Source organism: Mycolicibacterium rhodesiae, assembly GCF_002086695.1.
Classification (GTDB): domain Bacteria; phylum Actinomycetota; class Actinomycetes; order Mycobacteriales; family Mycobacteriaceae; genus Mycobacterium; species Mycobacterium rhodesiae.
In genome coordinates this window covers 1-24,679 of the sequence record NZ_MVIH01000032.1, presented here as the reverse complement: position 1 = coordinate 24,679, position 24,679 = coordinate 1, and the positions used below count along the sequence as shown (strand labels likewise).

Here is a 24,679-nt window from a genome sequence, read left to right as displayed (position 1 = left end):
GTCCGGCGGTGGGGGAGGCGGTGGCGGCGCCAGGTCCGGCGGCGGCGCGGGCGGAATTCCGTTGCTGGTGTTGATCGTGATGATCGAGCCCGGGATGGTCTTGCCCGACGGGGTGGTCCCCACGACCGCACCCCGCGAGGAGAAGCTGTTGACCGGGGTGGGGAGATCCGCGACCTGGAAACCGGCCTCCCGCAGGCGTTTCCGTGCTGCTTCAAAGCTCAGACTGGTCACACTCGGCACCGTGCTGCCCGGGCCGCCCTCGACGTAGCGCTTGTCCGTGGGCGGTAGCGCGATCGGGCCGAAGTCCTCGGCGATCGGCTTCATCGCCAGGAACCAGGTGCGCGCGGGTTCGTTGCCGCCATACAGGTTGCCGTACCCGCACTTGCGCAACGGAAATGAACACAGTCCACCGGGATTGGTGGAGTCGTCGAAGATGTAGTTGGCGGCGGCGTACCGGTTGGTGAAGCCGAGAAAGCCTGAGGAGCGGTGCGATTCGGTGGTGCCGGTCTTGCCCGACATCGGCAGGCTCCAGCCGACCGAACCGGCTGAGCCGGCCGCGGTGCCGCCGGTGGCGTCCTTGGACAGGGCGTTGGCCAGCGTGTTGGCCAGCCCCTCGGGCACGGCCTGCTCGCAGGCCTGCGTCTCGACGGCGACCTCGCGGCCGTGCCGATCGAAGATCTTGTCCACCGGGCTCGGTGGGCACCAGGTGCCCCCCGAGGCCAATGTGGCTGCCACATTCGACAATTCGAGAGCGTTCAGCTCGAAGGGGCCGAGCGTGAACGAGCCGAGGTTCTGGCGTTTGATGAAGTCGGCCAGACTCTCGTTGCTGTCCGGCTGGTAGGCGCGCGCAGTTCCCGGCTCACCGTAGGAGCGCAGCCCCAGCTTGACCGCCATGTCCACCGCACGCTGCACCCCGATCTGGCCGATCAATCGCGCGAACGCGGTATTGGGCGACTGCGCCAGCGCATCCGTCACACTCATCGGACTGCGGTAGCTGCCGGCGTTCTTCACACACCAGGTCTCTTTGGGGCAACCCGGGGTATTGCTGCTGCCCAGGCCTTTTCCCTGAAACTGCGCCGGAACCTCGAGCTGGGCGCTGGTGCCCATGCCCATGTCCATGGCGGCGGCGGTGGTGAAGATCTTGAAGATCGATCCGGCGCCGTCGCCGGCCAGCGAGAACGGCTGCGGCTGAACCGTCTGACCGGCGTCGAGCTGCAGACCGTAGTTGCGGTTGTCGCCCATGGCGAGCACCTTGTGAGTGGTCTTTCCGGGCTGGATCACCGACATCACGCTGGCCACCCCGTCGAGTCGCGGACTGGCAACGGTGTCGATCGCCTTCTTCACGCTGTTCTGGACCTTCGGGTCCAGCGTGGTACGGATGAGGTAGCCGTTGCGCGCCACGTCGTCCTTGGACAGACCCGCGCGCGCCAGATACTGCAGCACGTAGTCGCAGAAGAAACCGCGGTCGCCGGCGGCGATGCAGCCCTGCGGCAGTGAGTTCGGCTGCGGCAGGATGCCCAGCGGTGTCTCACGGGCGGCGCGCAACTCCTCGGCCCGGTCCGGCAGGTTCTCGATCATCGTGTCGAGGACCAAGTTGCGGCGGGCCAGCGCGGCTTCGGGGTTGGTGTAGGGATTCAGCGCGTTGGTCGACTGCACGATGCCGGCCAGCAGCGCGGCCTGCTGCCAGTTCAGATCCGTCGAGTTGATCCCGAAGTATGTCTTGGCCGCGTCCTGCACCCCATAGGCGCCATTGCCGAAGTAGACGAGGTTCAGGTACCGGGTGAGGATCTCGGGTTTGGAGATCGCCCGGTCCAGGGCCAGCGCCATCCGGATCTCGCGCAGCTTGCGCGCCGGTGTGGTCTCGACCGCCGCCCGCCGCTCGGCGTCGGTCTGGGCGTTGACCAAGAGGTTGTAGTTCTTGATGTACTGCTGCTCGATGGTCGACCCGCCCCGGGTGTCGAGGTCGCCCCTGAGGTAGCCGATCAGGCCGGTCAGGGTGCCCTGGACGTCGACGCCGTTGTGTTCGGCGAAGCGCTTGTCCTCGATCGAGACGATCGCCAGCTTCATCGTGTCGGCGATTCGGTCGCTGGGCACCGGCCATCGGCGCTGGGCGTAGATCCACGCGATCGGGTTCCCGGCGGCGTCCACCATCGTGGAGACCGTGGGAACCTCGCCTTCCATCAACTGCTCGGAATCCTGCGCCGCCACGTCGGATGCGTGGTTCACCACGATGCCCGCGCCGCCGGCCAGCGGGAACAACATGGCCGCCATCAACACGCCGGCCAGCAGGCAGTACAACGCGAGCTTGCCAACCGTGGCACCCCTCGATGGGTGTGGCTCCGACATGCCGCCAGACTAGGGCCAGCCGCTCGGACGGCGAATTCGAATATGCGAAGCCGGAATCAAACCGAGTCCGGGGCCCCGCCATAGATGCTGGTGATCCAGATGTGGGCGACGGATTCCAGGGCTGCGTCCTCGGCCAGCGTCGGCTGCTGGGTGCCCTGGGCGGCGACCACGACGCGCTCATTCATCAGGTTCAGCGCCGTCGCCAGGTCTCGCGCCGGGATGGTGTCGGGTGCCGCGCCGCGCTCCCGTTCCCGGGTGATCAGTGCCGCCGTGTAGTCGATCCAACCCGTCATGAAGGCCGCCCAGACCTCACGGAGTTCGGCGTTGGTGGTCATGACGCCCAGCCCGGCGAGCACCACCGCCCGGTGCGGACGCAGCGAATCGAAGAAGGCGTAGATGCCGTCCCGCCACGCCTGCCGGGGCTGCCCGGGGTCGGCTCCCTGCTGCTGCCCGGGGCCGGAGGCGGTGATCGCCCGGGTGAACAGTCGCACGAGTACCGCGTCCTTGGACGGGAAGTAGAAGTAGAACGTGGGCCGGGACAGCCCGGCGCCCTTGGCGAGTTCGTCCACTGAGATCTCGGCGAACGGCCGTTCGGCGAGCATCTCTTCGAGCGTGCCCATGATGGCCGCTTCACGATCGTCGCCGGACGGGCGGGTGGCGCGGCGCCCGCGGACGCGGGCCGGGCTGACAGCTGGCACGAGCGTTACTTTACAGCGTGTCGATTTTCTCGACAGGGTGTTGACCTATTCAACACGGTGTTGATAACGTCGCCGCCATGACTGAACACGTCGATGTGGTGATCGTGGGAGCAGGCATCTCCGGCATCAGCGCCGCCTGGCATCTGCAGGACCGCTGCCCGGGCAAGAGCTTCCTGATCCTGGAGCGCCGCGAGAATCTCGGCGGCACGTGGGACCTGTTCAAGTACCCGGGCATCCGGTCGGACTCCGACATGTTCACCCTGGGCTTCCGGTTCAAGCCGTGGACATCGGAGAAGTCGATCGCCGACGGGCCGTCGATCATGTCGTATCTGAAGGAAACGGTGCGCGAGTACGGCATCGACAAGCACATCCGCTTCGGTCACCGCGTGGTCCGCGCCGAGTGGTCCAGTGCCGACAACCTGTGGACGGTGCGGGTCGAGGCGGACGGCGAGCAGAAGGACATCACCTGCTCGTTCCTGTTCGCCTGCAGCGGCTACTACAACTACGACGAGGGCTACTCGCCGCAGTTCCCCGGCGCCGACGAGTTCACCGGCACCATCGTTCACCCGCAGCACTGGCCCGAGGATCTGGATTACACCGGCAAGCGGATCGTCGTCATCGGCAGCGGTGCGACCGCCGTGACTCTCATTCCGGCCCTTGCCAATTCGGGCGCCGAACACGTCACGATGCTGCAGCGTTCACCGACCTACATCGGATCGCTGCCCGACGTCGACCCGTTCGCGGTACGGATGAACAAGTTGTTGCCCGCCAAACCGGCCTATGTGGCCAACCGGTGGAAGAGCATCGTGTTCCAGTCCATGCAGTACAGGTTGGCTCGCCGATTCCCGAACTTCATGCGCAAGCAGCTGATGACGATGGCGAAGCGCCGGTTGCCCGAAGGCTACGACGTGAACAAGCATTTCGGGCCGAGCTACCGGGTGTGGGACGAGCGACTGTGCTTGGCGCCCAACGGCGATCTGTTTCGCACGATCCGCAAGGGCCGGGCCGATGTGGTCACCGACACCATCGAGCGCTTCACGGCGACGGGTATCAAGCTCGCGTCAGGGCAAGAGCTGGCGGCCGATGTCATCGTCACCGCAACGGGTTTGAACCTCCAATTATTCGGCGGCGCCGAGATCGCCATGGACGGCAAAGCACTGGATCTGAACACCACGATGGCCTACAAGGGCATGATGCTCTCCGGCGTGCCCAACATGGCGTTCACCATCGGATACGCCAACGCATCCTGGACGCTGAAGGCCGATCTGGTATCCGAATTCGTTTGCCGTGTCCTCAATTACATGGATGCCAACGGGTACGACCGGGTGGCTCCGAGTCAGCCGTCGGCCGACATCGAGGAACGACCGCTGATGGACTTCACGCCGGGCTATGTGCTGCGGGCACTGGACCGGCTGCCCAAGGCGGGCTCCCGCGCGCCGTGGCGGCTGAAGCAGAACTACCTGTTGGACCTACGGCTGATCCGGCATGGCAAAGTCGCCGACGACGCGCTGAGCTTCACCAAAAACCGTGTCGCCGTGGGCGTTTAATCCGCCGAGGTGATGACGATACCGTCGTCGTCGCTGTAGGCGATGTCGCCGGGCGTGAAGGTGACGCCGCCAAAGCTGACCGGCACATCGCGTTCGCCGGCGCCGGTCTTGGTGCTCTTGCGGGGATTGGTGCCCAGTGCCTTGATGCCGATCTCGAGGGTCCGCAATGTCGATGCGTCGCGGACCGCGCCGTGCACGATGAGACCGGTCCAGCCGTTGGAGCGACCCAGCTCGGCGATCACGTCTCCGACGAGGGCGGTGTGCACCGAGGCATCGCCGTCGATCACCAGGACCCGGCCGTCGCCGGGTTCGGAGAGCACCGACTTCAGCAGCGCGTTGTCTTCGAAGCAGCGCACCGTGCTGATCGGTCCGGCGAATTCGGTGTTGGCGCCGAACTGCCGGAACTGAACGTCGCAGCTGCGGACGTCCGGGCCGATGTCGTCGACCAGATCGGCGGTGGGACGAAAGTCGACCGCCACGCTCACTCCGCGTTCCGCTGGCGCAGCCGGCGCACCAGCAGGGCGATCAGCACCGTCGCGGCGAAGGCCACCGCGAACGGCAGGGGGGAGCGCGAGGATTCCGGCGCCGGCACGATCGCCGGGGTGGATACCGGGTCGGTGGCCTGTTCCACCGATGCCTTGGCGCTGTAGGCCGCGGCCCGGGCACCCTCGGTCAGCGGCGCGGAGCCGTTACCCGCAACGGTCGGGGCGGCATCGGCAACCGGTTCCGGTGGCGGCGGGGCCACCTTCTTCGCCGGGGCCTTTTTCGCGGGCGCCTTCTTGGCCGGTTCGGCGGCCTTCGCGGGCGCCTTCTTGGCCGGTGCCTTCTTCACCGCTTTCTTCGCTGGTGCTTTTTTGGCCGGCTGCTTCTTGGCAACAGCCTTTTCGGGAGCCGTCTCCGGAGGCGGCGGCCCCGGCGGTGTGGCGTCGCGACTCTCGTCGGGCAGGTCCTGCGCGTCTGCCATCAGATGCGCTCCTCTTCGTAACTCGTCGCCGGCAGTGGCACCCATCATGCCAGGGTCACGTGCGGCGAAGCCGCGACCAGATCACCCCGAGGGCGATGACCGCCACGGCACCGGCGACGAACGGCCAGACCGGCAGCGCGCGGTCCGCGGCCGGTGTCGACGCCGTTGCCGACGGGCCAGGGGCGCCGCTGCCGGCGACGGTCATGGTGAACGCCCAGGAGCCGGACACCACGTGGCCGTCGGCCGAGGTCACCCGGTAGTTCACTGTGTAGGACCCGGCCGGGCCGAGGGGGCGCACCCCGACGCTGACGGTGGCGCCCTGGACCTGCGGCGTCCCGTCGGACCACAGGTTTCCGTCGGGGCCCACCACGGTCATCGCGGCGAAATCGCTCTGCAGCTGTTCGTTGAAGGTCGCAGTGATACGCGTCGGTGCGGTGGACAGCGCCGCGTCCGGCGCCGGGTCGGCGGACACCCGCGTGGCGTGCGCCCACGCCACCGCCGTGCCGCCCATCGCCATCGCGGTGATCAGCACCGCCATGGCGACCACCCGCCGCAGCGCGGTCATGTTCGCCGGCGGGCCAATGCGACGCCGACCCCGATCGCGGCCACCAGCAGCGCACCGCCGGCCAGTGCCCGCGCAGTGTTGTCGGCACCGCCGCGCGGAGGGGCTTGCGCGTCGGCCGTGGGCGCGGCGCTCACCGAGGGACTGGCGGTGGCCGGTGGTGTCGCGTGGTGCTCCTCCGGTTCGCGTGGGCCGGCGGCCAGCGGCAAGACCGGGGCCGGATAGTCAGGCTCAGCACCGCCGGGCAGGGGCGGCTGGTCCCAGTTCACCGTCGTGCCGTCGGCGTAGGTCTGCGCCACCGGGAACGACACCGAATCGGCGTCGGGCAGTTTGATCGACACCGGAAACAGTTCGAACTGGCTGACGCCGATGCCGGCGTTCGGTGCCGCGGTGAACGTCACGGAGCGATAGGCACCGCTCGCCGGGTCGCGGTCCAGGGTGGCGGTCCAGCCCGCCATCACATCGGTGCTCGCCGATGCGACGTTGGGCAGCGTGATCGTGACTTTCGTTGTCGGAACGCCCTTTTCGGATTCATTGGGAACCTGGAAGGTCACCAGCGCGTAGTCGCCACGCACGGCGTGATCGGCGTCGACATGGACGTGCGCGCCTGCGGTCGCCGCGACCGTCCACGAGCTCAGGGTCAAGAGGGTGGCCAAGGTCAGCGCACGGGTCACCATCTGATGGCGTGCCATCACAGCACGCCGAGGCGCGCCATCAGATCGGCGTCGATTCCGTCGAGCTGCTCGGCGATCGCGGCGTGCGCATCGCGGCGGCGTTGTCCAGGCATGTTCTCCGCGGCCGGGATGGCCGCCGACAGGGCGTTGAGCCGTTCGGTCATCGCGGCGACGAACTGCCTGGTCTCGGCGTCCTTGGGCTTCTTCTCGGCAACCATCCGCAGCGAGTTCTCCGCGCCGGCGATGCGAGCCGACAGCTGGCCGCCCTGGCCGGAGAACTGCCCGAGCTGACTCAGCGGGACGCCGAGACGGTCGGCACGTCGCTCATCGATCATGCCTCGGGCAGCGATCGCCGCGCGGTAGGCCACCGGGACGATGACCGGGGCGAGCAGCCGCGACACCGTCAGCGCCCGCCGCACCCGGGTGGGCGACAGAAGTTTGCCCTCCCGGACCGCCTTTAGTTGCGCCTCGGCGACTTTCACCGCCGCCCGGTCGGAGTCGCGCGCGGCTTTCAGCTGAGCCTTGAGCACCTTGTTCTCGGAGCGCTCGGCGGCCTTGATCCGGCGGACCTCGTTGCGGGCCGACAGCTTGGCCTCGAGCTTGGCGCGGGCCTTGATCGCGCGAGCCTCCGCGCGGCGCGTCGCACGGCTTTTGCGCTTGGTGAACAGGCCCATACCTGATGCCTCCCGAGTAGGTCGTCGGCGATCGGCGAGACGCGCTCGCGATCGGGTCAGCTAACCCTATCGCCCGGCTCAACGGGGCCTGTCACGACCTGCGGATATGCCACAATGATCCCGAACCGCCAGACCCGGCGCCGACCTGCGCCGCTAACTCGAGGAACGTCGTGAACCGCTCGCCGATCGGCGCCGCAGCGATTAGCTGGGTGATCGCCTGCGGTTTGCTCTGCGGTGGCGGGGCCATGCTCGCGGCGACGCCGGCGGCTGCCGGCCCTGGCACGGTCGGTAACAGTGACGGCGAGCAAGGGGCTAAGCCAGGCCCGGACAGCAACACCTCGCCGACCGGCAGGCCGGACAACAGCCGTCGACACAACGGGCCGCACAGACCGCGCGGCAGTGGCATCACCTCGGGCACAGACCGGCCGGGCAGCGGCGTCGCGAACGGCCCACGCCGGGTCCTCGCCCCGGCCGGCCAAATTCCGGGCGGCGGTTGGCATCCCGGTGATCCCGGTGGACCGTCGAACTGGCCGTGTCTGCCGCTACCGCACCTCCCGCCGATCGTGCTCCCGCCATTACCTCCGCTACCCCCGCTGCCGCCGTTGCACTGGCCGCGGGCCGCAACAGGAGACGGGGTCGGCGTCGAGGCGCCGCCGAGCGCACGTATCGCCCCGCCGCCCGAGGTCGGTGGCGGCGGTGGCGGGAGCGGAGGCCTCATCGACGCCGCTCCACGGACGATTCCGCCGCCCGGGGAGCCTGGCGAGCCAGGGGAGCCGCCCGTGGTCAGTGCCGACAGCGGCGCGGTGGAGTCGAGTGGATTGACGCCGCCACCCATCACGATGCCGCCGCTGATCGGACTGCCTCCGGTGCTCGAGGTTCCGCTGCGTCCGGTCGGTCCGGGCTCCGAGCCGGCCCCGCGCAGCGGCCCCGGGAGGGAATCCCCGTCGACGCGCGAACGGCCACCCGCCACGTCCGCGGGAGCCGGTACAGAAGTGCCGCCGTCGTCTAGGGTTGGCTATCCGAAATACCTCCAAGATGCCAAGATCGGCGAGGTCGCGGCGGTAGCCTTACCCGGCTTCGCCGGGCTCCTCGCTCTTACCGGACTCGGCGGATTTCTCGGATACCGCCAGGCGAAGGCCGGCCATCTCGTACGGGCCGCCGGGACGACGCGGTTCATGCAGTAGCGCAGTTCGCATCGCAACCCGCCGTCGGGGAAGGGGGACGAGATGTCGGCCAGTCGCCGCGTCACGACTGCGGTCAACGATGTCCTTGACCTCGCACCCCGCCAGGGGGAGATCTCCCTGACCCGGCTGGTGGCCGCCGTCAGCGCCGACCGGGGCCGTCCCATCGAGGTCACGATGGCCGACCTGCCGCCCGGTGTGTGCGGCCAGTGGCGCCAATACGCGGATCACGACGTATTCATGATCCAGAACGGCCTGCCGACCTGGGACCGCACGCTGGCGCACGAACTCGGGCACCTGGTGCTCGGGCACTACGGGATTCCGGTCACCGAGGCCGCCCGCGATGTCGCCGAGCTGGCCAGCGACGACCTCATCGGGTACATGCTCAACCAGCGGACGGGGTGCATGGGACCCGGGGGAGAGGACATCGAGCAGGAGGCTGAGGATTTCGCCGCCCTGCTGCTGTACCGGCTGGGCCGGTCGCCGTCGGACAGGTCGTCGATCGTGCAAGTTCGCCTCGGAGAGGCGTTTGGTTGATCGTCTGGTTGATCGCCGGTCTGCTCGGGATGGCCACCGGCCTGCGCATCGGGTGGGCACTGGTCAACAAGCAGTCGGTGGTCAGCTCCGCGATGATCCTCGCCCTGGGCAGCCTGGCCGCGGTCGCCGCGTTGAACTGGCCACCGCTGACCCTGTTGATCGACAGCGCCCTGCACTGGTCGAACATCTCGATCGGGCTGAGCCAGCTGGCGCTGATCGGCTGCGCGGCGGGCAGCTGCGTGATGATCACCAGCGTCGCGTCGACGCGTAGCCCCGCCGCCGTCCGCCGCATCGCCGCCGTCCAATACGCCGTGGCCGCAGTGATCGGTGTCGCGAGCCTGGTGTTGTTCTTCCTGTCCGGTCAGCAGCCGGAGATGTCGCCGGAGGAATATCTGCGACGCAATCTCGGATCGACGAGTACCTCGCTGCCGTGGCTGTTGCCGCTGCTGTACGTGATGCTGGCCTTCACGCTGGTGCTGTGGGCGGGGATGCGCCATTCCAATCGGACCCGCCGCGGTCGCGCACTGTTCGTGTTCACTCTCGGAATCGCACTGCTGGTCGCGGCCACCGCGTTCTTTCTGATCCGGGCGGTGGGCACCTCGCGCCTGGTCGGCGTGGGCACCGCGGCGACGCTGCTGGGCGCGGCGATGGCGATCGTGGCGGCCGGATCGCTGTTGCCCGCGATCGAGGACTGGTTCGGCGGGCGGCGCGAGCTGCGTCTCATCGACCCGCTGCTGACCGAGTTGGAGCGGCGGCAGCCGGAGGTCGGGATAGGTGAACGGCCGCGCGGGCCCTTGGTTTTCCGGGTGGCCGAGCGGTTGTCCCTGATTTCCGACGCGTTGTACATGGAGGCCACCATGGCCGAGCACCTACGCGCCGGTGGGTCGGACAGCGCGACGGTGGATGTGCTGGCCGACGTCGAGCGCACCGGCGTGAGCCCCGACGCGCAGGCGATGGCGATCGCGAAGTGGATCCATGCGGGCCGTCGCACACCGCGCGTGGCGCTGCCCGCAGGCCAAGGTCGGTTCCCCGGAATGAGCTGGCTCGGGCAGCCCGAAAGCTATTCGGACAGGGAATGGATCCTTGAAATCGCACGGCAGTACCGTGCGTTGGATCAGAGCACGCCGACCGTTGCGCTGTGAAAGAGATCCAACGTTGCCGACTATCCCGGTTCGGGAATAGCGGGCTAATCGTCGAGGTGTTCCCGACGACGCAGCTCGTCGACCTTGGTCACGATGTCCTGCTGGGCCTCCGGGGACAGCCCGACGGTACGCGCGGCAATGCGACGCACGCCCTCGTCACGCATGTTGGCCAGCCAGGTCAGTTCCTTGTCGAGCTTCTCGTAGTACTCGTCGTCGGTGAAGTAGGCCGGCTTGATACGGAAGAAGTTGGCAAGCGCCGTCATGGTGGTCGATGACGGGTTCGTCCGGTTGCCTGAACGCAGCTGGGACAGGTACGGAGCCGACATCGTGATGCCCTCGGACTTCAGTGCGGCGATGACTTCCGCGGAGGTATGCGGACCCCGGCCGGGCGGATACACCGTGTCGAACAGGCGATTCAGTCGCGCCGAGAACGTCGTGCTCATCTTCTTGACCTCCACATGCGCCAGGAGCGGTCGTTTCCGTTGGCTTATTTGCTGATCATCGTAGCGACACATTCGCCGACAACCAAGTGCAAACTACTAGATAATTGACGCGCGCGTGCTTTTTCGAAGATGTGGCAAACAACGACGCGGGCGAATCGCGTGGTGAACAGGCGCTCGGAGCGGGGCGTTAGGCAAAGAAACGCAAGGTTGGACGCTTCTTGGCACAGCGCGTGATCGATAATCGCTCAGTCAAGAACCTGAGAGTACCCTGAGCAACCGAGGCTGTAGCGGGCAGTTGCCGGAAACCGCTTTGCTGTAAGTGCGCTTATGCAGGCCCGGCGGGCGGCCTCGGCGCCGCTGCCCGGCCGTCGTCGCCACCGACCGCTGACGACGCCGACTCGGGGACATCGTCAGGCGTCGGTGCCACCTCGGGTGCGGGCCGCAGGGCAGCCGGGCGTAGACGGGGCGGCAGTGCCCGCAGTGCGACAGCGGCCACCGCGACCACCGCCACCGAGATCGCCCCGATGACGATGCCCGATGCCGCCGGGAATGCCCCCTCGATCAACATCGACACGCCGAAGACGAGGAACAGCGCCGCCGCGCCGAGCTGGATGAACCGCTCGGGAAGGTGCTTGCCTGCCAGCGCGCCGACGAGGATGGCCAGTGCGTCGGCGGCCACCATGCCGATCGTGGAGCCGATCCAGACGCCGACCCAGTCATGGTCGGCGGCCAGGGTGATCGTCGCGAGCATCGTCTTGTCGCCGAGCTCGGCGAGCAGGAACGCTGAGGTGACGGCGAAGAACGCCGGGGCGCTGTTGCGTTGGGCCTTGCCTGCCTCGTCCTCGGACAGCTTGTCGCCACGCAGCGTCCACAGACCGAACAAGACGAAGGCGACGCCGGCGAGGATGCCCAGTAGGTGCGTGGGCAGGGCCGCGCCGAGGTAGTGCCCGACGGCGACCGAGATCAGGTGCACCGCCGTGGTCGCCACGGTGATGCCGGACAGCACCACCCACCAGCGATGGCGCAGGGCAAAGGTCATAGCCATCAGCTGCGACTTGTCGCCCAGTTCGGCGACGAAGATGACGGCGAAACTCAGGATCAGTGCGGCAAGCACCCGAGACTCCTCGATCGGGTGGCTGCTGCCAGGGGCGGTACAGACGCCTCCGGCCGACAACCACTAACGGTGTAACGGCCGAAGGTCTCGCCCACCGGTAAAAGTGCGCCGGCCGGACAACCGGGCCCGCGATGCATGCCGGGCCAGTATGTCGATTGTCCGATTGGGGGCTACTCCCCTTCGCTGGCGCCAACTCTACGTGCCGCTACGCGATGCCCGCAACTCCTGATACACGAAAGCCTAACCGCAGCAATAACTTTGGGGCACCGTGCCAGAAAGTTCGGGTGCCCTCACAACGCTAAGCGGCCAGCAACATCGCCAGAATCGCCGTGTCGGGATGGCTGATCGGGTCCACGCCCACCCGGCTGACCATGCCGGTGATGGTGCCATCGGATTCCGCCTCGACCCAGGCGGCACGGTGTTCGAGGCCCAGATGTGGAATGCCGGGCAACAGAACGCAGCCCGACGCCGCACCCGTGCACTCCGGCAGTGACGGCGTGGTCTCCGATGGGGGATGCAGCATCAGAAGTGCCGGCGGCTGACGGTCGGCGAAATGCCCTGGCGGAACAGCAGATTCACCGACCACTGTGCCCTCGGCAAGCACCAGGCCGACGGTGCCCGGCTGCGGTTTGTCGGGCAGTTCTTCCCGGACACCGAAAATCGTTGTCGTGGACAGCAATCCGGGCAGCGATGCGACCCGCACGGCGACCATCAGAAGCTGCGCCCACTCTTTGGTCGAGTTCGGCCAGCGGCCGGAGACGACAAAGCCCTTGAGGGCACCACGAGAATGAAATGGGGCGACTTCGACCGAACGCCCGGAACCATTTTCCATCTCGCCTCCGCGACACTCGGTATGCCAGTGCGACTCGACAGTGGGTCGGTTCGATTCAGGATGCGGCACGTAGCGCGTGGCACGCAAGCGGACACGAGTGCTAACGACAGAGAAATCGCCCTCGGGCGCAAGCGCCCGGACGCGAGCTCAGAACAGAACGATCAGGGCGAGGATGCCCAGCAGCACGAGGGCGATGACGCCGGCGCGCAACGCGGCCAGCATGTACGAGCGGTTGCAGGTCGCGGACGGCGCATACCAGTGCGACTGCTGCGACCCGGATTGTGCCCGGTATGGCTGCTGATACGCCATCAAACCGTCCTGACCAGCATGTTCAACTACCGCCCCTAGTGAAAATCGTCACAGGTTAACTGTGAGCGCGATCATAACCCCATCTGTAGCGGTAGGAAAATTGGCCCACCGTCTTGACCAGCGCGGCCAAAAATTCTGTTTGGAGTTTCGCGGGGCGGGGTATCGAAAATCACAGTTGGTCGAAACGTGTCGGCGTGTCGTGCGGCGCGTCGCGGCGCGGAATCGGACGGTTAGCGTGCCAACCGATTTCGCTCGTCCGTAACCAAGTTGTTGATCAGCGCGCTCGACGGCTGCGCTGTTATCCACAGATACTGCCCGTCTCCATAGCGAGATGGTGCGCTCAACGCCCATTGACCGGCGTAGCGGGCTGTGGATAAACCTGTGGAAACTGTGGATAGCCGATCATTGCTGCACGTCCCAGAAGGCCGAACATGCACTGCGTGCCACAATTCCGGCTCGACGGTGGTCTGCCGGGTCGCTCCGACTTGCGCGCGCGCTCGCTAGGCTGGTCCGCGTGATTCAGGTGTGCTCCCAATGCGGAACGCGGTGGAACGTGCGCGACCGCCAGCGCGCCTGGTGCCCCCGCTGCAACGGCGCCCTGCTGGCACCGACCGCTCCACCGGATCCGCGCTGGAGCCCGGGCGCCACCACACATCCGCCGACGCGTTCCCCTGCGCCGCAGACCGGCGCGCCCCGGCTGCCGTCGGGATTCCGCTGGATAGCGGTCAGGCCTGGGCCGCCCCCGCCGCCGCGCCGTCGTCGTCGTCATCTCGGACCGACGCCGCGCTACGCCTACATCCCGCGCTGGGGGCTCGCCGACAATCCTCCGCAGGCCCTCCTGGAAGGCGAGGCCAAAGCGAAAGAAGGGCCGGCGCTCGTCACCGTGCGCGCAGCGCTGCTGTCGGCGATCGCCATCTTCGGCCTGGCCGCGGCGATCCACATCGTTCGCTATGTGTTGCTGCTGATCAATCGGACGACGCTACTGCCCCCATTGGTTGCCGGCGCGGCGCTCTGGCTCGGCGTGTTGCTCAGTCTGGCCGCCATCGTGTCGGTGATCCTGACCGGGGCCGTTATGGCGTGGTGGTTGATCACCCGCCGCGCGGCGGTCTATGCGCACCTGGGACAGGACGATCCGCGGCCGGCCTGGGCGCTGTGGGTCGGCTGTCTGGTGCCGATCGTCAATCTGGTGTGGGCGCCGGTGTACGTCATCGAACTTGCCCACGCCGAACAGTCGCAGGCCCGGCTGCGTGGACCCATCGCCGCCTGGTGGATCGCGTGGGTGCTGTCGACCGCGGTGTCGATCTTCGGGATCGCCACCAGCTTCACCACCAAGCCGCAGGGAATCGCCGACAACACCGTGACGGTCGTCATCGCCTACCTGCTGGGTGCGGCGGTGTTGGTGTTGTTGTGGCAGGTGTTCAACGCCTTCGTGCGTAAGCCGGTCGAACGGCCGCTGCACCGGTGGGTGATGGTCGGACAATGCCGGCCCAGTGCGGATCAGCCGGGGCCCGTCGAATCGGAAACGCCGCCAGCGGTTGAGACAGACCAACGGGAACCGGCAGCATAGGCCTATGCACTCGGCCGGTGAACCGCACGGCGGGCACCCCTTCGTGGTGGCCCACCGGGGCGCGTCGGCCGACTGCCCCGAGCACACCCTCGCCGCCTACGAGCTCGCGCTGGCCGAAGGTGCCGACGGAGTTGAGTGCGATGTCCGCCTGACGCGCGACGGTCATCTGGTGTGCGTGCACGACCGGCGAGTGGATCGCACCTCGACCGGCACGGGTCTGGTCAGCGAGATGACACTCGCCGAGCTCAAACGCCTCGACTGGGGTGCTTGGCACAGCAGCGCCGACTCCGACAGGCCGCCGGAGGGGACCGGGCTGCTCACCCTCGACGACCTCGTCCGGCTGGTTCTGGACTGGAACCGGCCGGTGAAGATGTTCATCGAGACCAAGCATCCGGTGCGCTACGGCGGTCTGGTGGAGAGCAAGGTGCTGGCCCTGCTGCATCGCTACGGGATCGCCGCGCCGGCCTCCGCGGATCTGTCCCGCGCGGTGGTGATGTCGTTCTCGGCGGCGGCGGTCTGGCGGATCCGGCGTGCCGCACCGCTGCTGCCGACGGTGCTCCTGGGGGAGACATCGCGCTATCTGGGCGGTAGCGCCGCCACCACCGTCGGGGCCACAGCCGTCGGGCCGTCCATCACCACGCTGCGCGAGCATCCCGAGCTGGTCGACCGCGCGGCCGCCCAGGGACGGGCCATGTACTGCTGGACGGTCGATCACTACGAGGACGTCGGGTACTGCCGCGACCTCGGCGTCGGCTGGATCGCCACCAACCATCCGGGCCGGACCAAAGCCTGGCTGCAGAACCCGCTGGCGGTCCCGGGCGATCAGGGCTGAGCGTCGAGCACCGACTTCGGGATGGCCGAATCGGTGCGCAGCGCCTGGAACAGCTGGTCGGCGGCGTCGGAATCCCACACCACCACCGAGCCCGAGTCGTTTCCGGTGAACTCGCCGATCGGCACCGTGATCGCGGTGGTCGAGCCGTGCAGCGCCCAGCCCAGCTGGGCCAGATCCCAGACGTGGTCGCCGCTGTCGACGGTGAGCGATCCGACGGCGGCTTTGGGCACCGAGTACCAGCGCCACGGATTGAGCCACACCAGAGGACTGCTCGCCCGGTGCATCACGGCGGCCATGAACTCGCGCTGATGCACCATCCGGTCCAGGTCGGCCCGTGGCGTCGCCCGGGTGCGTACGTAGCCCAGCGCCTTGCTTCCGTCGAGGGTCTGGCAGCCCGCGGGCAAGGTGATCCCGGCCAGCGGATCGTCGATCGGGTCGGCCGGGCAGACGTCGACACCGCCGAGCGCGTCGACTACCACGGCGAAACCGTCGAAACCCACTTCGGCGTAGTGGTCGAGGTGTAGCCCGGTCGCTTCTTCGACGGTCTGTGCCAGCAGCGGCGCGCCACCCTCGGCGAACGCGGCATTGATCTTGTCCTTGCCGTGGCCCGGGATGTTCACGTAGGAGTCGCGTGGCAGGGAGACCAGCGTGGTCGGTGCGCCGGAGCCCAGCCCCGGGATGTGAACCACCAGGATGGTGTCGGTCCGGCCGTTGCCGAGGTCTCCGCCGGTCGCGAGCTGGGCTTGTTGCTCGGGGGTCAGACCCGCCCGGCTGTCGGATCCGACCAGCAGCCACGTCGTACCCGCACCGGCTGCCGGCCGGTCGGCATAGTCGAACACGGTGACCCGGCGCAGTGCGGTGTCGATCCAGACGGCACCACCGACCAGCCCGCCGACCGCGAGCAGCACGATGATCGTGAGTGTGGCGAAAATTCTTCGGCCCCAACGCTTCTTGCGCTTGGGCGGCGCCGTGGCGGCCGGTGGTGGAACCGGTGGGCGCGCCGCGGCCGGGGGAGGTGGAGGTCGCCGAGGTGGAGGTGGCGGTGCCTGGCGCGGTGGTGACTGGCGTGGTGGTGACTGGCGGGGCGGGGGAGGCGGTGCCTGGCGTGGCGGAGGTGGTGGTGGCCGATAGCCGGGTTCGCGGCGGATCACCTCGGAGGGCTCACGGCGCGGCGGTGTGGCACGCGGTATCCGCTCGGTCGGCGGATCCGGCGCGGGGCGCGGCCGCCAGTCGTCGCTCACCAGGTCAATTTACGTGTCGCACTCACTTGAGCCAGCCAACATGACCGGCGAGTGCGACATAACCCACGAAGGCGACGGTGTCGATGAGGCCATGAGCGATCACCAACGGCCACAACCGCCCCGTGCGGCACCAGGTATAGCCGAAGACCAGGCCCATCACCAGGTTTCCGAGGCCCGCTCCGAACCCCTGATAGAGGTGGTACATCCCGCGCAGAACGCTGGATACCAGGATCGCCCTGTTCTGGCTGAACCCCAGTTGCTTCAACCGGGTGATCAAGTACCCGACCACCACTACTTCCTCGGCGAACCCGTTGGCGAACGCGGAGAAGATCAGTACCGGGATCCGCCACCAGGTGTCGTGCAGTGCTGACGGCTCGACCTGGGCGTTCATCCCCAACCAGCGCGCGGCGAGATACAGCAGCAGACCGGGAATGCCGATCAGTGCCGCCAGGCCCAGACCGCCCAGGATGTCGGAACGCCAGCGCACCCGGCCGAGCCCGAGTCGTGCCGGACTGGTTCCGGTGCGCCACAACAGATACAGGCCGAGCGCGCCCCAGGCCACCAGCTGGGCGACGGAGGCCAGATTCAGGCCGAGATTGATCAGGTCGTAACGAGACAGGTTGGGATTCAACCGAACTCGGCGCCCAGCCAATCCGGACAGGACACCGTCGAGCAACTGCAGGATCGCAGTGACGGCGCTGACACCGAACGTGACAGCGAGCATGACGCCGATTTCGATGCGCAGCCCGCGCCGGTCGGTGGCGAGGAAGTCGTCGCGGGCGGTGGTCACCCCGACACGGTAACGGCCCTACATGCGGCGGGCGCGCAGCCCGTTGACGAACGGGCAGCCCATCAGCAGGCGGATCGCGCGGCCCAGCGCGGGGACGTCGTGCACCGGGGCGCTGAAGGGCAGGCGGACGTCGTGATCGCCGTCGGTGCCCTCCACGCGCAGCCGCACCCCGTAGCGATCAAGACCGAGCGGACGCACCCGCCCGCGGCGTAATTGGGCAGGCAGCTTGCCGGCCAGTCTCGCGAGCACCTCGGGATGGTCGTTGTCCAGATGACGCAGCCAGGCCGATTCGAACTCGCAGAACGGATCCGGCTGCGCCGTCAGCAATTCGTGCAGACCGACGGTTTCGGCGCCTGCGGCATCGGCGACAACGACCGACTCCACTTCGAGCAGGAACAGCGCCTGCCCGGACCCGATGTCCAGCAGTGCCGGGTTGGGGTGGTCGGTCGCGATCATGTCGACCATCGTGCGTACCGCGTGACCGGGCACGCTCTGGACTCGTCCGCGGATCCATACCAGCGAACGCACCGGCTCCCGCAACGGCAGCGGGGCGTAGTCGGTGAGCTCGAGCACCGCGGCGATGCCGTCGGTACCGGCGCAGCGGGCCCGGGTCGCCAGCGCTGAGTCGGCGTCCAGGCTGACCGCGAAGGAACCGCCGGGCAGCAGGTGATGCAGGGGCGTAGTGGCGGGGGCGACGTCGTCGGCGACCAGCATCGCGCCGGCCGCACGCGCACAGGCACTGCGGACGCGTTCGGCGGTGGTTGGTGTTGTGAGCGTCGCTGAGGTCATCGCGCACCTTCCAGTTAGTGAGGTAAGCCTAAGTTAACTACCGACGTGGGGTCGCGCAAGGCTTTCCCGCGAGACGGAACCGATAGGGTTGAACCGTGGCCCGCATCGCCTACCTCGGTCCCGAGGGCACGTTCACCGAAGCGGCGCTGCTCAAAATGTGTGCGGCCGGTGTCGTCCCGGGTGACGGTGCCGCGCAGCCCGAGCCGACAGACAGCACCCCGGCGGCATTGGCGGCCGTCCGGGCCGGTACGGCGGATTTCGCCTGCGTGCCGATCGAGAATTCGATCGAGGGAAGCGTGCTGCCGACCCTGGACAGCCTCGCGACGGGTGTTCCGCTGCAGATCTACGCGGAGCTCACGCTGGATGTGGCGTTCAGCATCGTGGTGCGTGACGGCCAGGACCGTGCAGCCGTACGGACCGTTGCGGCGTTTCCGATCGCCGCCGCGCAGGTGCGTCGCTGGTTGAGTGAAAATCTGCCGGACGCGGAACTGGTTCCGGCCCACTCCAACGCGGCCGCCGCCCAGGAGGTGGCCGCCGGCCGCGCCGACGCCGGTGTCAGCACGGCGCTGGCCGCGCAACGTTATGGGCTGGGCACGCTGGCCGACGGTGTGGTCGACGAGCCCAACGCCCGGACGCGGTTCGTCCTGGTCGGCAGGCCCGGCCCGCCGCCACCGCGCACCGGAGCCGACCGCACGTCGGTGGTGTTGCGGATCGACAACACGCCCGGGGCACTGGTGTCGGCGATGACCGAGTTCGGCATCCGCGACATCGACCTGACCCGGATCGAATCCCGGCCCACCCGAATCGAATTGGGCACCTACGTGTTCTTCCTGGATTGCGTCGGCCACATCGACGACTCCGCCGTGGCCGAGGCGCTCAAAGCGCTGCACCGCCGCTGCGCAGACGTGCGCTTCCTGGGATCGTGGCCGACCGAATCGGCGGCCGGTGCGACGCCGCCGCAACCGGACGAAGCGGATCGCTGGCTGATCCGGCTGCGGGAAGGTGACCCGACATGAGTGGGCGGCTGATTCTGCTGCGGCACGGGCAATCGCACGGCAACGTCGAACGCCGCCTCGACACCCGTCCGCCCGGTGCGGACCTGACCGACCTGGGCCGGGAACAGGCGCGCGAGTTCGCGTTGTCCCGCGGTCGCCGTCCCGGACTCCTGGTGCACTCGGTCGCCCGGCGGGCCGCTCAGACCGCCGAGGAGATCGGTGCGCAGTTTCGGCTGTCCGCCGAGGAATTCGAGGGCATCCACGAGGTGCAGGCGGGCGAACTCGAGAACCGCAACGACGACGATGCGATTGCCGAGTTCAATGCCATCTACCAGCGCTGGCATCAAGGGGAACTCGCGGTGCCCATGCCCGGCGGTGAGAGCGCCAACGATGTGCTGGAGCGCTACCTACCGTCGATCACGGATCTGAGGTTGCGCTACCTGGACGACCATGCCTGGACCGACGACATCGTCGTGGTCAGTCATGGGGCGGCGATCCGGCTGATCGCCGCGACTTTGGCGGGGGTGGAAAGCAGTTTCGTGCTCGACCATCATCTGGCCAACGCCGAGTCGGTGGTCTTGGCGCCGATCACCGACGGCCGGTGGAGCTGCGTGCAGTGGGGATCGCTCAGCCCGCCGTTCTACCCGGAGCCCGACGCACATCCGATCGAGGATGCCCTCGAATCCATCGATCCGATGGGCTGAGAAGACCTCACACAGCCAACGGGTGACTCGTTTGCTGAGAGCAGGCGCACCCGACTGCGTCGCAATCGATTACCAACAAGTGAAGTACCAGCTCGGGCCCGTCGCAATCCGGCTCCGTGCACTCGCCGCGATGCAGCTCGTGGACGATCAAGGTACCGTGGCAATGTGCCAGGCCAGCAGCGCATTCTCGGCAACTCGATTCCATGGTTCGTTCATAGCACTGCGGTCCGACACGGCGTGGTTGCCACGCTGACGTCAGCAAGCTAATTTTCGCCCGTCGCGAAATTAGCTATGCAATAGCTGGCGTGGTGAGATATCTTGAGTGTCCTCGGCCCTTCGGGGGTGGGCTGGTTAACTGCCGGGCCAGCCAGCAATTCGACGATCAACCCCGGCAATACTGAAGTAAGGACTGATCATGATGTCAGGTCGTTTGACTCGGCAGATTGCGCTTTTCGCTGGCGGCCTCGCGATTGTCGGTATGGGCACGCTGACCGCTTGCGGTAAGGACAAGGAAAAGGCGCCGGAAAGCACCACGCCGACCACCACCAGCGCTCCCGCGCCGTCGCCCACGGAGAAGGCAGTGGCGCCCGGTGGCCCCAACTCCTTCACGCCGACGGTCAAGGCTCCGCCCGCGCCGACCGCGCTGCCCGGCAACGTCATCACCGGCGGTAACTAAGCCGTTCGGTCGGTATCCGTCCGCAGCCACCCTCCGCCGACAGTGATCGGGGTCAATCGCCTCCGGGCGCTGTCCGCGGTGGGGCTGCTCGGAGTTCTGACCGCTGCCGTAGTACTGGTCGCTGATCTACACCGTCCACCGGCACCCGCCGACATCGGTGCGATCAGCGGCCCGTACGCGTCTCTGCTCGCCAGTTCGGTCGACCTCGGCCCGGCGCGCACCGATCACGTTCAGCTGACCGCTGCGCTGCGTGATGATTCTCGGCCCGACCTATTGATGGGATGGGCTGTCCAACAGAACCTTTCAGTGCGCTGGCGCCCCGGTGACAGCTGGGCGATCCTCGAAGGTGCGCCCGACGCGGTATCCGGTGCATTCGATGTCGACGTTCACGACTACCGGGGCAAGAGGGGCCAGGTGTTCTACGCCTCACCCCAGCAGCCGTCGGTACCTCAGTCGCTCAGCGTGGAGGTCGCCGGCCTGGGCCGCATCCTCGGCTACACGCCGCACCGAGAGTCCAAGGTCTGGATGCTGCCGCTGGAGGTGCCCGACCAAGGGCTGAGCCCCAGCGCACTGCTGCGCACCTACAACGCAATGCCATTGCACGACAAGGGCTACACCGGCAAGGGCACCACGGTCGTGGTGTTCGCGTTCGACGGCTTCGACCAAGCCGATCTCGACACCTTCGCGACGATGTTCAACCTGCCGAAGTTCACGCCGGATGTGGTGGGCGGCATGCCGTCGGCGCGGCGCGGCGAGGCGACCATGGACCTCGAGGCCATCCACGCGATCGCCCCGGATGCCAAGAAGGTGCTGGTCAATGCGCGTCCCACCGTCGAGGGTGACGGCTCCTACGAGAAGATCGCCAAACTCATGGAGGACACCGAACGCACCTACCCGGGCGCGGTGTGGAGCTTCTCCATCGGTTGGGGTTGCGACAAGCTCATCACCGCCGCCGACCTGGTACCGGTGCGCGCGGCATTGACGTCCGCGCATCGTTCGGGCACAACCGCTTTCGATGCCAGCGGTGACCTGGCCGGGCTTGACTGCAAGGGTGGCGACGAATGGTCGTCACCGCCGAGTGACAACGACGTCGGATTGGACGCCGTGGCGTCGATGCCGGAGATGACCGACGTCGGCGGTACGACGGTGTCCACCGACGACAAGGGGGACTGGCTGGCCGAGCAGTCCTGGTTCGACGCGCCGCTCTCACAGGGCACCGGCGGCGGGGTATCGGCGCTCTTCGAGCGCCCGGAGTGGCAGCAGCACCTCAGCGCCCCCAAAGGTGACGGCAAGCGGCTGACCCCCGATATCGCGGCCGTCGCCGACCCGTTCACCGGAGTGCAGATCGTGTTCAACCAGCAGGTGATCGTCGGCGGCGGCACCTCGCTGGCGGCCCCCATCTGGGCCGGATTGACCGCGTTGATGAACCAGTTCGTGGTCGACAAGGGCGGCTCACTGATCGGCAACATCAATCCGGTGCTCTACACGATCGCCCAGGGCACGCCGCTGCCCGCCTTTCGTGACGTCGTGCTCGGCGGTAACGCGGTGGCCAACGCCGGACCGGGATATGACCTGGTGACCGGGCTGGGGACACCCAATGTCGAGAACCTGGCGCAGAATATTCTTGTGACCCAGAAGGTGGTCGGATGAGTTCGCCGGAGAACGGCATCGACGACGTGCCGACGATGGAATGTCGGGTCTGTCAGATCGACGTCCCCGCCGGGGCGTTCTGCGGCTACTGCGGCGCGCACGCGTCCGACGAACCCCACCGCGGACCGCGGTGGCTGGACCGGCTGCGCGGCGACACGTTCGGCGCATCGCCGGGGGAGAGCGTGCTGATGCCCGCGATCGCCAGCTCACTGTTCCCGCATCTGCCGCAGCGGTCCCGGACACCGTTCCGGGTGGGGCTGGCACTGGTGCTGGTGGGGCTCGTCCTGTTCGCCGTGGTGAAGATGCCCGCGGCGTTGATCACCGTCGCCGCGCTCGGGCTGCCGCTGTTGTTCGTGCTGTACCTCGCCGAATCAGCCGTGTACCGCGACATGTCCACCTGGGCAATGCTGTTCGCCGGCACGCTGGGCGCGGCGCTCGGGGTGGGGTGGACGCTGTTGACGGGTCAGATGGTGGCCCGCGCCTACGGCGTGCCGATGGCCGCGGGCATGGCGATCCACCACCTCGTGCGTGAAGGCATGATCATCCCCGCAGGCGGGATGATCCTGATGCTGGTGCCCACGGTCCTGGTACGGCTGCTGCGGCCAAACTCGCGAGAGTCGTTGGACGGATTCGTCGTCGGGGCACTGTCCGCGCTGATGTTCGCCGCTGGTGCCACGCTGACCCGGCTGGCCCCACAGTTCGCCACCGGGCTGTTGGCGCGCAGTCGTCCGATGAAGGGCCTGCTCGTCGAGGCGCTGCTGTGCGGCGTGACGATTCCGCTGACCGCCGCCGTGGCCGGCGGGATGATCGGTATCGCCTTGTGGTTCAAGGGCCAGAACTCCAACCCGCACGAGCATCCCGGGCGGCTCCGCGCCGTGCTGTTCGCGCTGGCGATCGTGGTCGTGGTGATCCACACCGGGGTCGCGATCACCGACATCATGGGGATGGAACAGCTCCGGATGCTGACCGTCCACGTCGTCATGACGTTGGTCGTTCTGGTTCTGCTGCGAATCGCGTTGCAGCTCGCGCTTCTTCACGAAGCGCACGATCCGATCGAGCTGGACGAGCCGCTGCTGTGCATCCACTGTCAGCACGTGGTCCCTGACATGGCGTTCTGCCCGGCGTGCGGCGCGGCCACCCGAGCGTCGTCGCGTGCGTCGCGACATGAGCGGCGTGAGGTGCGTCCGGTTCGGCAGGTCGCCGCGGAGGGGACGTGACCGCATCCTCGGCCGCTTCCGGCGAGGAGAAGTTCGTCGGTTACGCGCTGCCGGCCGGCCTCTACGTCGCTCCGGAAGTGCGGCGCCCCAAATTCAGTCGCACAGTGGGTATTTGGACGGCCGGGATCGTCGTCGTCGCATTGATTCTGGTCGGGGTGTCTCTGTCGGTCACCAAAAAGGTGCCGCGCTACATGTGTCCGCCCGAATGCGGTGCCCCGCCGATGGGCACGCCCGTCACGGGACTCCCCCGCTTCACCGCGGCGGACGGATCGTTTTCGGTGTCGTACCCGACAACGAATTCGGCCTATGAGGTCTCGACCGCAGGAAACGGTGTGACCGCGAAGTTCACTGGCGGGGATACTGGTGTGCTGCAACTGTTTTCCGAACCGGCACGAGGTCGTGACCCGCAGACCATAGCCCGCGATCTGCTGAAGCAGAAGTTCCCCGATGCGAAGATCGCCTACGAGATCCCCAACGCGATGGTCGGCTATCAACCCGGTTACGGCGAGGTCGCCGATACCTGGCCGCAGGGCACATCCAACAGCTACATTCGCATCCGCACCGTTCTGCTGGTGGCGGTCAAGAACGATCTGGCGCTGGTGGCCGGCGCTGTCGGCCCGTACCACGCATTCGGTCCCGATTTCGGTCCCGGCCTACCGTCAGGCGCCAATCTGCAGATCGCCCAGGATATGGGCAAGTACGTCAACAGCTTCGCCTGGCAGGGTGACCCGCCGCGCTGAAGTCATTCAGCCCCAACCTAATTCGTGTAATCGATCGTCATCGATGCCGAAATGGTGCGCGATCTCGTGGATTACCGTGATCGCCACTTCCTCGACCACATCGGCTTCGGTGTCGCACATGTCCAGCAGCGGTTCGCGATAGATCGTGACGGTATCGGGAAGTGAGCCGGCGTAGCTCGAATCACGCTCGGTCAGCGCGACTCCTTCGTAGAGGCCGAGCAAGTCCGGGTCGTCGGGGTGGTGATCCTCGACCATGATCACGACGTTGTCGATCGCTTTGGCCAGCCCGGGCGGAATCAGATCCAGTGCGTCACCGACCAATTCCTCGAACCGCGCCGGATCCATCCGGACGGGCACTAGGCCGGCGGGGGAATGGGGACGTCGGCGGGCCCGGGCGGCGGGCCCGCGGGAGCGGCCGGAGCCGGAGGGCCGTCCATGGGCGGCGCGTCGGCGGG

Annotated in this window: 27 protein-coding genes; 12 read left to right on the top strand and 15 right to left on the bottom strand. The window is 67.5% G+C overall.

Annotated elements, in window-relative coordinates:
• Together BST42_RS28400 and BST42_RS28395 are read right to left on the bottom strand one after the other, a co-directional pair.
• Positions 1-2,346 (bottom strand): penicillin-binding protein (locus tag BST42_RS28400; protein WP_083123049.1); only part of this gene is annotated, 2,346 nt, incomplete at its 3' end.
• A gap of 56 nt (positions 2,347-2,402) precedes the next feature.
• On the bottom strand, positions 2,403-3,044 hold the full coding sequence (locus BST42_RS28395; RefSeq protein ID WP_237159630.1) for a TetR/AcrR family transcriptional regulator: 642 nt from the start codon (positions 3,042-3,044) through the stop codon (positions 2,403-2,405).
• 77 nt (positions 3,045-3,121) lie between these two features.
• Between BST42_RS28395 and BST42_RS28390 the strand changes: the two genes are divergently transcribed.
• Entirely contained in the window at positions 3,122-4,591 is a 1,470-nt protein-coding gene (locus BST42_RS28390; protein ID WP_083123048.1) for a flavin-containing monooxygenase, read from the top strand.
• On the opposite strand, the gene rraA is transcribed toward BST42_RS28390, so the two are convergent.
• From rraA to BST42_RS28365, 5 genes are read right to left on the bottom strand one after another with little or no spacing between them, the layout of a single operon-like run.
• Entirely contained in the window at positions 4,588-5,070 is a 483-nt protein-coding gene (gene rraA, locus BST42_RS28385) for a ribonuclease E activity regulator RraA (protein WP_083123047.1), read from the bottom strand. The two genes, BST42_RS28390 and rraA, sit on opposite strands and share 4 nt — an antisense overlap.
• A gap of 2 nt (positions 5,071-5,072) precedes the next feature.
• Positions 5,073-5,555 carry a hypothetical protein gene (locus tag BST42_RS28380; protein ID WP_083123052.1) on the bottom strand — a complete coding sequence of 161 codons (483 nt, stop codon included), beginning with the start codon at positions 5,553-5,555 and terminating at the stop codon, positions 5,073-5,075.
• 55 nt (positions 5,556-5,610) lie between these two features.
• Positions 5,611-6,120, bottom strand: a complete 510-nt coding sequence (locus BST42_RS28375) for a copper resistance CopC family protein (RefSeq protein ID WP_083123046.1) — start codon at positions 6,118-6,120, stop codon at positions 5,611-5,613.
• A complete protein-coding gene (locus BST42_RS28370; protein WP_083123045.1) occupies positions 6,117-6,809 on the bottom strand; it encodes a YcnI family copper-binding membrane protein in 693 nt (230 codons plus the stop codon). Before BST42_RS28370 ends, BST42_RS28375 begins: the two co-directional genes overlap by 4 nt.
• Complete coding sequence (locus BST42_RS28365; RefSeq protein ID WP_083123044.1) at positions 6,809-7,465, bottom strand: DUF6474 family protein; 657 nt, start codon at positions 7,463-7,465, stop codon at positions 6,809-6,811. Before BST42_RS28365 ends, BST42_RS28370 begins: the two co-directional genes overlap by 1 nt.
• A 170-nt stretch (positions 7,466-7,635) precedes the next feature.
• Here BST42_RS28365 and BST42_RS29460 point away from each other — a divergent pair, with 170 nt between their 5' ends.
• From BST42_RS29460 to BST42_RS28350, 3 genes are read left to right on the top strand one after another with little or no spacing between them, the layout of a single operon-like run.
• The gene (locus tag BST42_RS29460; protein ID WP_133057530.1) at positions 7,636-8,649 is read left to right on the top strand and encodes a hypothetical protein; all 1,014 of its coding nucleotides are present in this window, start codon (positions 7,636-7,638) and stop codon (positions 8,647-8,649) included.
• A 42-nt stretch (positions 8,650-8,691) separates the two neighbouring features.
• Entirely contained in the window at positions 8,692-9,183 is a 492-nt protein-coding gene (locus BST42_RS28355) for an ImmA/IrrE family metallo-endopeptidase (protein ID WP_083123042.1), read from the top strand.
• Positions 9,180-10,325 (top strand): hypothetical protein, encoded by a 1,146-nt coding sequence (locus BST42_RS28350; protein WP_083123041.1) that lies wholly within the window; start codon positions 9,180-9,182, stop codon positions 10,323-10,325. Before BST42_RS28355 ends, BST42_RS28350 begins: the two co-directional genes overlap by 4 nt.
• A 44-nt stretch (positions 10,326-10,369) precedes the next feature.
• Here BST42_RS28350 and BST42_RS28345 read toward each other — a convergent pair whose 3' ends face one another.
• From BST42_RS28345 to BST42_RS29780, 4 genes are all read right to left on the bottom strand, one after another.
• A complete protein-coding gene (locus tag BST42_RS28345; protein ID WP_036346519.1) occupies positions 10,370-10,768 on the bottom strand; it encodes a hypothetical protein in 399 nt (132 codons plus the stop codon).
• Positions 10,769-11,093: 325 nt separating this feature from the next.
• Complete coding sequence (locus BST42_RS28340; protein WP_083123040.1) at positions 11,094-11,882, bottom strand: TMEM165/GDT1 family protein; 789 nt, start codon at positions 11,880-11,882, stop codon at positions 11,094-11,096.
• A gap of 298 nt (positions 11,883-12,180) precedes the next feature.
• Complete coding sequence (locus BST42_RS28335) at positions 12,181-12,714, bottom strand: peptidase (RefSeq protein WP_083123039.1); 534 nt, start codon at positions 12,712-12,714, stop codon at positions 12,181-12,183.
• A gap of 147 nt (positions 12,715-12,861) precedes the next feature.
• The gene (locus BST42_RS29780; RefSeq protein WP_165760953.1) at positions 12,862-13,023 is read right to left on the bottom strand and encodes a hypothetical protein; all 162 of its coding nucleotides are present in this window, start codon (positions 13,021-13,023) and stop codon (positions 12,862-12,864) included.
• A gap of 514 nt (positions 13,024-13,537) precedes the next feature.
• Between BST42_RS29780 and BST42_RS28330 the strand changes: the two genes are divergently transcribed.
• Both BST42_RS28330 and BST42_RS28325 read left to right on the top strand, forming a co-directional pair.
• On the top strand, positions 13,538-14,590 hold the full coding sequence (locus BST42_RS28330; RefSeq protein WP_083123038.1) for a DUF4328 domain-containing protein: 1,053 nt from the start codon (positions 13,538-13,540) through the stop codon (positions 14,588-14,590).
• A gap of 4 nt (positions 14,591-14,594) precedes the next feature.
• Positions 14,595-15,422 (top strand): glycerophosphodiester phosphodiesterase, encoded by an 828-nt coding sequence (locus BST42_RS28325; RefSeq protein WP_083123037.1) that lies wholly within the window; start codon positions 14,595-14,597, stop codon positions 15,420-15,422.
• Here BST42_RS28325 and BST42_RS28320 read toward each other — a convergent pair.
• The 3 genes from BST42_RS28320 to BST42_RS28310 all read right to left on the bottom strand — a co-directional run bounded on the left by BST42_RS28320 (position 15,413) and on the right by BST42_RS28310 (position 18,242).
• A complete protein-coding gene (locus BST42_RS28320) occupies positions 15,413-16,663 on the bottom strand; it encodes an LCP family protein (RefSeq protein ID WP_435406078.1) in 1,251 nt (416 codons plus the stop codon). The two genes, BST42_RS28325 and BST42_RS28320, sit on opposite strands and share 10 nt — an antisense overlap.
• A gap of 22 nt (positions 16,664-16,685) precedes the next feature.
• Positions 16,686-17,387: a CPBP family intramembrane glutamic endopeptidase gene (locus BST42_RS28315; protein WP_083123051.1), complete on the bottom strand. Its 702-nt coding sequence runs from the start codon at positions 17,385-17,387 to the stop codon at positions 16,686-16,688.
• An 84-nt stretch (positions 17,388-17,471) separates the two neighbouring features.
• Positions 17,472-18,242, bottom strand: coding sequence for a DUF2470 domain-containing protein (locus BST42_RS28310; RefSeq protein ID WP_083123036.1), 771 nt, complete (start codon positions 18,240-18,242; stop codon positions 17,472-17,474).
• Positions 18,243-18,337: 95 nt separating this feature from the next.
• On the opposite strand from BST42_RS28310, the gene pheA reads away from it, so the two are divergent.
• The 6 genes from pheA (at position 18,338) to BST42_RS28275 (ending at position 24,224) form a co-directional block, all read left to right on the top strand.
• A complete protein-coding gene (gene pheA / locus BST42_RS28305; protein WP_083123035.1) occupies positions 18,338-19,258 on the top strand; it encodes a prephenate dehydratase in 921 nt (306 codons plus the stop codon).
• A complete protein-coding gene (locus BST42_RS28300) occupies positions 19,255-19,941 on the top strand; it encodes a histidine phosphatase family protein (RefSeq protein ID WP_083123034.1) in 687 nt (228 codons plus the stop codon). Before pheA ends, BST42_RS28300 begins: the two co-directional genes overlap by 4 nt.
• A gap of 415 nt (positions 19,942-20,356) precedes the next feature.
• The gene (locus BST42_RS28290) at positions 20,357-20,617 is read left to right on the top strand and encodes a hypothetical protein (RefSeq protein WP_083123032.1); all 261 of its coding nucleotides are present in this window, start codon (positions 20,357-20,359) and stop codon (positions 20,615-20,617) included.
• 42 nt (positions 20,618-20,659) lie between these two features.
• On the top strand, positions 20,660-22,267 hold the full coding sequence (locus tag BST42_RS28285; protein WP_083123031.1) for a S53 family peptidase: 1,608 nt from the start codon (positions 20,660-20,662) through the stop codon (positions 22,265-22,267).
• A complete protein-coding gene (locus BST42_RS28280; protein WP_083123030.1) occupies positions 22,264-23,484 on the top strand; it encodes a zinc ribbon domain-containing protein in 1,221 nt (406 codons plus the stop codon). The genes BST42_RS28285 and BST42_RS28280 overlap by 4 nt, the downstream gene beginning before the upstream one ends.
• Entirely contained in the window at positions 23,481-24,224 is a 744-nt protein-coding gene (locus BST42_RS28275; RefSeq protein WP_083123029.1) for a hypothetical protein, read from the top strand. Before BST42_RS28280 ends, BST42_RS28275 begins: the two co-directional genes overlap by 4 nt.
• A 6-nt stretch (positions 24,225-24,230) precedes the next feature.
• Here BST42_RS28275 and BST42_RS28270 read toward each other — a convergent pair whose 3' ends face one another.
• Positions 24,231-24,581, bottom strand: coding sequence for a metallopeptidase family protein (locus BST42_RS28270; RefSeq protein ID WP_083123028.1), 351 nt, complete (start codon positions 24,579-24,581; stop codon positions 24,231-24,233).
• Between the last annotated feature and the right edge of the window lie 98 nt (positions 24,582-24,679).

Excerpts from the sequence above, each read along its gene's own strand:
- BST42_RS28390 (WP_083123048.1), top strand. The coding sequence starts at position 3,122 with ATGACTGAACACGTCGATGTGGTGATCGTGGGAGCAGGCATCTCCGGC.
- BST42_RS28380 (WP_083123052.1), bottom strand. The coding sequence starts at position 5,555 with ATGGCAGACGCGCAGGACCTGCCCGACGAGAGTCGCGACGCCACACCG.
- BST42_RS28375 (WP_083123046.1), bottom strand. The coding sequence starts at position 6,120 with ATGACCGCGCTGCGGCGGGTGGTCGCCATGGCGGTGCTGATCACCGCG.
- BST42_RS28370 (WP_083123045.1), bottom strand. The coding sequence starts at position 6,809 with ATGGCACGCCATCAGATGGTGACCCGTGCGCTGACCTTGGCCACCCTC.
- BST42_RS28365 (WP_083123044.1), bottom strand. The coding sequence starts at position 7,465 with ATGGGCCTGTTCACCAAGCGCAAAAGCCGTGCGACGCGCCGCGCGGAG.
- BST42_RS28355 (WP_083123042.1), top strand. The coding sequence starts at position 8,692 with ATGTCGGCCAGTCGCCGCGTCACGACTGCGGTCAACGATGTCCTTGAC.
- BST42_RS28345 (WP_036346519.1), bottom strand. The coding sequence starts at position 10,768 with ATGAGCACGACGTTCTCGGCGCGACTGAATCGCCTGTTCGACACGGTG.
- BST42_RS28335 (WP_083123039.1), bottom strand. The coding sequence starts at position 12,714 with ATGGAAAATGGTTCCGGGCGTTCGGTCGAAGTCGCCCCATTTCATTCT.
- BST42_RS29780 (WP_165760953.1), bottom strand. The coding sequence starts at position 13,023 with ATGGCGTATCAGCAGCCATACCGGGCACAATCCGGGTCGCAGCAGTCG.
- BST42_RS28325 (WP_083123037.1), top strand. The coding sequence starts at position 14,595 with ATGCACTCGGCCGGTGAACCGCACGGCGGGCACCCCTTCGTGGTGGCC.
- BST42_RS28315 (WP_083123051.1), bottom strand. The coding sequence starts at position 17,387 with ATGCTCGCTGTCACGTTCGGTGTCAGCGCCGTCACTGCGATCCTGCAG.
- BST42_RS28310 (WP_083123036.1), bottom strand. The coding sequence starts at position 18,242 with ATGACCTCAGCGACGCTCACAACACCAACCACCGCCGAACGCGTCCGC.
- BST42_RS28300 (WP_083123034.1), top strand. The coding sequence starts at position 19,255 with ATGAGTGGGCGGCTGATTCTGCTGCGGCACGGGCAATCGCACGGCAAC.
- BST42_RS28290 (WP_083123032.1), top strand. The coding sequence starts at position 20,357 with ATGATGTCAGGTCGTTTGACTCGGCAGATTGCGCTTTTCGCTGGCGGC.
- BST42_RS28280 (WP_083123030.1), top strand. The coding sequence starts at position 22,264 with ATGAGTTCGCCGGAGAACGGCATCGACGACGTGCCGACGATGGAATGT.